This is a genomic window from Caulobacter sp. P1_B12_2, assembly GCF_056406675.1.
In genome coordinates this window covers 1-6669 of the sequence record NZ_JBFTZS010000261.1, presented here as the reverse complement: position 1 = coordinate 6669, position 6669 = coordinate 1, and the positions used below count along the sequence as shown (strand labels likewise).

Genomic DNA, 6669 nt, shown 5'->3' with positions numbered 1-6669 from the left:
CTCCCAAGCTTCGCTTGGGCCCCTCCCTCTCCCCATGGGAGAGGGGTTCATTTGTACAGATAGTCCGCCGGCAGCCCCATCCGCTGACAAGCCTGCACCGCCGGCGTGCCCTTGACCGGGATCCGGTCCGCCGCCGCCCCGGCCAACTTCACCAGCCGCCGCTCGACCGGCCCCAGGTCCCACTCACGCCCAAGCCCGACCACCGCCCTCACCTTCGGCGGGGTGATGGCCACCGCCGCCCGGATCAGCGCGCCCTGCAGGCCGCCCAGGGGGGCCGGCAGGATCGCGGTCCTGCGCATCAGGTCCAGGAACTCGAAGACGATCTCGTGGCGCTCCAGGGCCGGCAGCATCGCCGCCAGTTGAGCCTCCCACTCAGCCACCGAGGCCGGCGCCCCGACCGCGCCGTATAGCGCCGCCGCCGGGGCGGCCTCGGCGTAGAAGCGGTCGCGGTCGACCTCGCTCAGCGGCCGGGCATAGGCGTGATAGGCCTCCATGAAGCCGAAGCTGGCGGTGGCCTGCACCCAGTCCAGCAACGCCACATCATTGGCCCGATGGGCCGCGCCGGCCGGGGTGTCGCCCGTCACCCGGTCATGCATGCGCCGCACGCCGGCGATCATCTTCTCCGCGACCGAGCGGCCGCCATAGACCGTGACCATCGCCGCCAGGCCCGTGCGCTTGAGGCGCGGCAGCGGATCGCTGCGAAAGCTGGAATGCTCCCAGACGCCGGTGCGAACGCGCGGTTCGGCCAGCTCCAGGATCACCGCCGTCACCCCGCCGACGAACAGCGAGATCGGGTTCTTGAACACCCGCCACGACACCGAGTCCGGCGCGGCCAGGGCCGCTTCTCCGGCCGGCTGGCGAAAGTCGACGCGGGGTCCGCCCTCGGGTTGATAAAGCCCCTGAACCAACCCCGCCACGCGACCGTCGCCATCCGCCATTCAGTTCACCCGTCTCGTCTTGCCGGCCCAGTAAGGCTCGCGCAGTTCGCGCCGCAGGATCTTGCCCGAGGCGTTGCGCGGCAGGGCCTCGATGAAGTCGATGGTCTTGGGCGCCTTGAAGCCGGCGATGCGGGTGCGGGCGAAGGCGATGATGTCGGCCGGATCCTGCGGCGCGCCGGGCTTGAGGGCCACCACGGCCTTGACCGCCTCGCCCCAGGTGTCGTCGGGCACGCCGATCACCGCCACCTCGGCCACGTGCGGATGGCCGTAGACCGCGCTCTCGACCTCGGCCGGATAGATGTTCTCGCCGCCGCTGATGATCATGTCCTTCACGCGATCGTGGATGAACAGGTAGCCGTCGTCGTCGATGTAGCCCGCATCGCCGGTGCGCAACCAGCTATCTGAATCGATAGTGTCGGCCGTCGCCTCGGGCAGCTTCCAGTAGCCGGCCATGTTGGCGGGCGAGCGGACCGCCACCTCGCCGACCTCGTTTGGGCCCAGGGCCTGGCCGTTCTCGCCGAGGATCTTCAGCTCGGCGCCGGGCATCGGCAGGCCGGCCGAGCGCATGCGGGCGTTGCCGGCCGGATCGTGGTCCTCGGGCGGCAGATAGACCACCGTGCCGGTCGTTTCGGTCATGCCGTACTGCTGGACGAAACCACAGCCGAACACCTCGATGCACTCCCGCAGCAGGTCCAGCGGAATGGGGGCCGCGCCGTAGAGGATGTGGGTCAGCCGGCTGTAGTCGACCTGGCGGGCGCGCGGCAGGCGCACGACGATCTGCAGGGCGGCCGGCACCATGAACATCTTGGAGACCCGGTCGCGCTCGATGAAGTCCAGCACCTTGGTCGGGTCGAACTCGCGGGCCACCACGCCCTTGGCGCCGTTGACCAGCCCCACCACGCCCCAGCCGGTGCCGCCGATATGGGCCACGGGCATGGCCACCAGGCTGACGTCGTCGGGACCCCAGCGGTTCCAGTCCATGTCGGCCTGGGCCGCCAGCTTGCGGGTGGTCAGGATGTTGGAATGGGTCAGCATCGCGCCCTTGGGCCGGCCCGTGGTGCCCGAGGTGTAGAGCTGGACGGCGATGTCGGCGGGCGTGACCGCGGCGTCCAGCCCGTCGCACGCGGCCGCGTCGCGCCACTCGTCGAACAGCGGATGGCCGTACTCGTTGGCCTCCATGGCGATCAGGGTGGGTTGGTCGAGGATCAGTTCGGCCACGTCGCGGACATGGGCGATCAGCTCCGGGCCGACGAACACCATGCGGGCCTCGGCGTCGCCCAGGATGTAGGCGATCTCGCGCGGGGCCAGGCGCCAGCCGATCGGGGCCAGCACCACCCCGGCCTTGGCCGCGCCGAACAGCAGCTCGAAATAGTGGTCGCTGTTCTTGCCGACATAGGCGATGCGGTCGCCCTTGACCAAGCCCTCGGCCAGCAGGGCGGCGGCGACCTGATCGGTATGGCGGTCGAACTCCGCGAAGGTCGTCGAACGGCCCTCGAACACCAGGGCCGTCGCGTCGGGACGGACCTCGCGGTGATAGCGGGCGACGTCGCCCAGGGTCGTCATGCGATCGAAATCGACGGCGGGTCCGGACATGGGGGCGGCGCTCCTCGCTCGGGACCGAGACGATCTGGCGCCGCCTTCAGTTCCCAGAAATCCCAGGATGACGGGCATTTCCGGTTCGCGGCTAGGGAAAAAACGCGCATTCCCTCGCCCTGCCGCTGATCAAGCCCGCTCGGCTTTGGTCAAGCTTTCAGCCCAGGCGGCGGGCGTTGGCGGTCGCCTCGGCGTGCACCGGCGCCAGCATCGCCGACTRCCAGGCCACGCCCAGCGACATCATCCGCCCCCAGAAGGCCATGGCGGCCAGAGGGGCGTTCATGGCCGGCGCCAGGCCGTAGCTGGGTGTCTTCCCCGTCCACGGCAGGCAGGCCTGGGTGAAGTAGCGATTGGACTCCGCGGCCATGGCCAGCCAGGCCGGACCGCCGGCCGCCGCGCCCTTGGCGAAGGCCAGGGGCTTTTCGGACACCATGCGGGTCAGTTCGGCATAGTTGCCGCGCATGGGATCGCTCATGGCCTGGACGATCATCGGCGTGCGGGCGTTGACGACCTTCAGCGAGGCCAGGGCCAGTTCGGCTCCGGCGGCGGCCAGGGCGAAGGCTTCGGCGGGCTTGGCCYCGAGGGGGGCTTTGAGGGGGGCCTTGCGGCGGGTCTTGCGGGGGCTGGTCATGCAGGCACAACGCGGGGCCCGCGCCGTTCGCTCCGCTTTCATTTCGCACATGCGAAAAAGGCCGGCTCCGCATCGCGAAGCCGGCCCTCGTTTCGAAGCTGGAGCGCCTTAGTGGGCGGCGTCCTTGGCGTCGTGGCCGGCGTCCTTGGCCGCGTCGCCGGCCTTCTCGGCTTGATCGCCGGCGGCGGCGGCGGTGTCGCCGGCGGCCTTGGCGGTGGCCGTGTCGCCGTTGGCGGCGGCGGTGGTGCTGGCGTTCGCCGCCTGGGCGGCGGCGTCGGCGGCTTGCTGGCTGGAAGCGGCGGCCGCGGTGGCGTCGGCGGCGGCGTCATTGGCCTTTTCAGCCTTGGGCTGGCAGGCGGCGGCGGTCATGGCGAGGGCGGCGACGGCCGCGATGGTGACGATACGCATGCTGTGAAGTCTCCCAAAATCCCCGACATCTTTGCCGTGGGCTGAGAAAAACAACTCGGCTGGCCGCTGAAGGTTGCCGCGTCGTCCACAGCAAACGACGGCGGCCTAACCGCTTGACCCGGCGCGGCGGTCGCTCTCTCTTGGGTCGATCCCCCAGGATGAGCCCGTTCGCCCTTTGCCAGACCCGGTCTCCGCCGCCCCATCAACGAGCCCGCCCCCGCCCGCCGTCGGCACCGTGCGCCGACGTCTGCTGCTGATGGCCCTGTGTCTGGTCGTGCCGGCCACCCTGTTCATGGCCCTGCTGGCCCGCGCCGAGTTCGGCGAGAGCCGGGCGCGCTATGAACAGCAACTGATCGCCACCACCCGCGCCCTGCTGCTGGCCACCGACCGCCAGATCGGCCAGGGCCAGAGCGTGCTGCAGACCCTGGCCGTCTCGCCCGCCCTGATCTCCGGCGACCTTCCCGCATTCGAGCGCCAGGCCCGGGCCGCCGTTCGGGGCGGCGACGGCTGGATCGTGCTGCTCGACAACGAGCGGCAACTGGTCAACACGCAGCTGCCGGCGGGCGCGCCGCCGCCCAAGGCGGCCTTGCCCGACTATCGCTGGCGGACCATCCAGGCCGGCCGCACGTCGGTGTCGAACCTGGTGCTGCCCAAGCCAACCGATCCGTTCCAGCCCTTCGTGTCGATCGACATGCCGGTCATCGTCGACGGCAAGCTCTACGACCTGGCCTACCAGCAGTCGCCCAGGGCCTTCTCGTCGATCTTCGCCGCCCAGAACATCCCGCGCGGCTGGACGGCCAGCATCGTCGACCGCAACGCCTCGCTGGTGGCGCGCTCGCGGGACGCGGACCGCTTCCTGGGGCGCCAGGCCAGCGTGGACATGCGCAAGGCCATGGCCCGGGGCAGCGAGGGGGTCACGCTGAGCCATACGCTGGACGGCACGCCCACCCTCTCGGCCTTCAGCCGCTCATCGAGCAGCGGCTGGTCGTTCATCGTCGGCGTGCCTCGCGCCGAGCTGAGCCGGGCAAACTGGTCGTCGGTGGGCTGGCTGACCATGGCCAGCGTCCTGCTGCTGATCATCGGCGCGGGCGTGGCCCTGGTGGTCTCGCGGGAGATCTCGGTCGCGGTGCGCGGCCTGGGCGCCGACGCCAAGGCCGTGGCGGCCGGCGATCAGATTCCCCTCGTCCCCGACCGCTTCCGCGAGATCGCCGAGGTCCGCGCGGCCCTGCACGACGCCTCCGCCCAGCTGCGGGCCCGCGAGGCCGAGGAGCTGCGCGCCCACCAGCGCCAGCAGCTGATGATCAACGAACTGAACCATCGGGTGAAGAACACCCTGTTCACGGTGCAGTCCCTGGCCCGGCAAAGCCTGGGCCGTCCCGACGACACGCCCGGCCTGCATGCCTTCAACGAGCGCCTGATGGCCCTGGCCCGGGCCCACGACCTGCTGACCCAGAGCGTCTGGGAAGGCGCGGACCTCAAGGAGATCCTGGAGGAGACCCTCGAGCCCTACCTGGACCGCACGGTCCTGGCCGGGCCGCCGGTGGCCCTGACGCCCAACGCCGCCCTGGCCCTGTCGATGGTGTTCCACGAGCTGGGCACCAACGCGGTCAAGTACGGCGCCCTGTCGCTGCCCGAGGGATCGGTGACCGTCGTCTGGCACATCGATCCCGCCGCGCCGCATCGGCTGACCCTGCACTGGGAGGAGCGCGGCGGCCCGCCGGTGTCGCCGCCCGCCCGCAAGGGCTTCGGCTCCCGCCTGATCGCCGCCAGCCTGAAGTCCGACCTGGCCGGCGAGGCCCGGGTCGACTACCGCCCCAGCGGCCTGGTCTGCGTCCTGACCCTGTCGCTGCCGCCGACCCGCAAGGAAGAGGCCGAGGGGAAGGCGGACGCGTAGCAGGGAGAGTTCACGAACGCTCCCAAATCTCCCCGTCATTCCCGCCCTTGTGGCGGGAACCCCTGGTTCAGCCGACAGTGAAGCGCCTTGGCGCGCCGACGCGCCACACCCCTGCCCTTGCGGCGGATAAAGGGGTTCCCGCCACAAGGGCGGGAATGACGGTTGAAGGGGATGGCTCGAAGACTTGTCGATAGGGCGCGGGCAAAGGTCGAGATTTAGTAAGTCGTTTCTGAATTAGCCCAAGACCTGGGCGCCCCGGAGGCAATCGCGTATCGGCGGTCATCGATCGATTGCGCGCCGCCCCGCGATGGTCTTACCTGCGTCGCTCACCTTCGAGGCATGAGCGCATGACGACACCCGAGACCCTGATGCTGCCGGCCCGGCCCGAGCCCATCGCCTTGCCGGTCGACAAGACCGCGGTGATCGTCATCGACATGCAGAACGCCTACGCATCCCCCGGCGGCTATCTGGACTTGGCCGGCTTCGACATCAGCGGCGCGGCCGCCGTGATCGACAAGATCAAGGGCGTGCTGGACGTGGCGCGCGGCGCGGGCATGCCGGTGATCTATTTCCAGAACGGCTGGGACAGCGACTATGTCGAGGCCGGCGGCCCCGGCTCGCCCAACTGGCACAAGTCCAACGCCCTGAAGACCATGCGCGCCCGGCCCGAGTTGCAGGGCAAGCTGCTGGCCCGCGGCACGTGGGACTACGAACTGGTCGACGACCTGAAGCCCCAGCCCGGCGACATCCAGCTGCACAAGACCCGCTACAGCGGCTTCTTCAACAGCCAGCTCGACAGCGTGCTGCGCTCGCGCGGCATCCGCCATTTGGTGTTCGTCGGCATCGCCACCAACGTCTGCGTGGAGTCGACCCTGCGCGACGGCTTCTTCCTGGAATATTTCGGCACCGTGCTGGAGGACGCCACCCACCAGGCCGGTCCCGACTTCGTGCAGAAGGCGACGCTCTACAACATCGAGACCTTCTTCGGCTGGGTGTCGACCACGACGGACTTCAAGGGGGCGGTGGGGCAACGGGAGTAGCCATTACAAAACCTGTCATCCCGGACGAGCGCGCAGCGCGAAGATCCGGGACCGACGCGTGAACTCAGAGCTTCCGGCGGTCCCGGATCTGCGGCCCTTCGGGCCTTGTCCGGGATGACAGCGAAAAAGAGGAAAAAGAGATGCCCAAGACGAGATGCCCAAGAC

The 6669-nt window shown here is 69.8% G+C and carries 6 protein-coding genes; 2 read left to right on the top strand and 4 right to left on the bottom strand.

Annotation, left to right across the window (positions count from 1 at the left end; genetic code table 11):
* Positions 1-47 precede the first annotated feature (47 nt).
* From AC1DZ6_RS16020 to AC1DZ6_RS16005, 4 genes are all read right to left on the bottom strand, one after another.
* Complete coding sequence (locus AC1DZ6_RS16020) at positions 48-938, bottom strand: oxygenase MpaB family protein (RefSeq protein WP_477098149.1); 891 nt, start codon at positions 936-938, stop codon at positions 48-50.
* Positions 939-2531, bottom strand: coding sequence for a fatty acid--CoA ligase (locus tag AC1DZ6_RS16015; protein ID WP_477098148.1), 1593 nt, complete (start codon positions 2529-2531; stop codon positions 939-941). It lies immediately after the preceding gene.
* A 157-nt stretch (positions 2532-2688) separates the two neighbouring features.
* Entirely contained in the window at positions 2689-3162 is a 474-nt protein-coding gene (locus tag AC1DZ6_RS16010) for a hypothetical protein (protein ID WP_477098147.1), read from the bottom strand.
* Between the two features lie 108 nt (positions 3163-3270).
* Entirely contained in the window at positions 3271-3570 is a 300-nt protein-coding gene (locus AC1DZ6_RS16005) for a hypothetical protein (protein WP_477098146.1), read from the bottom strand.
* Between the two features lie 256 nt (positions 3571-3826).
* On the opposite strand from AC1DZ6_RS16005, the gene AC1DZ6_RS16000 reads away from it, so the two are divergent.
* Positions 3827-5464, top strand: coding sequence for a sensor histidine kinase (locus AC1DZ6_RS16000; protein ID WP_477098150.1), 1638 nt, complete (start codon positions 3827-3829; stop codon positions 5462-5464).
* A gap of 347 nt (positions 5465-5811) precedes the next feature.
* Positions 5812-6504 (top strand): pyrimidine utilization protein B, encoded by a 693-nt coding sequence (gene rutB / locus AC1DZ6_RS15995; protein WP_477098145.1) that lies wholly within the window; start codon positions 5812-5814, stop codon positions 6502-6504.
* The last annotated feature ends 165 nt before the right edge of the window (positions 6505-6669 follow it).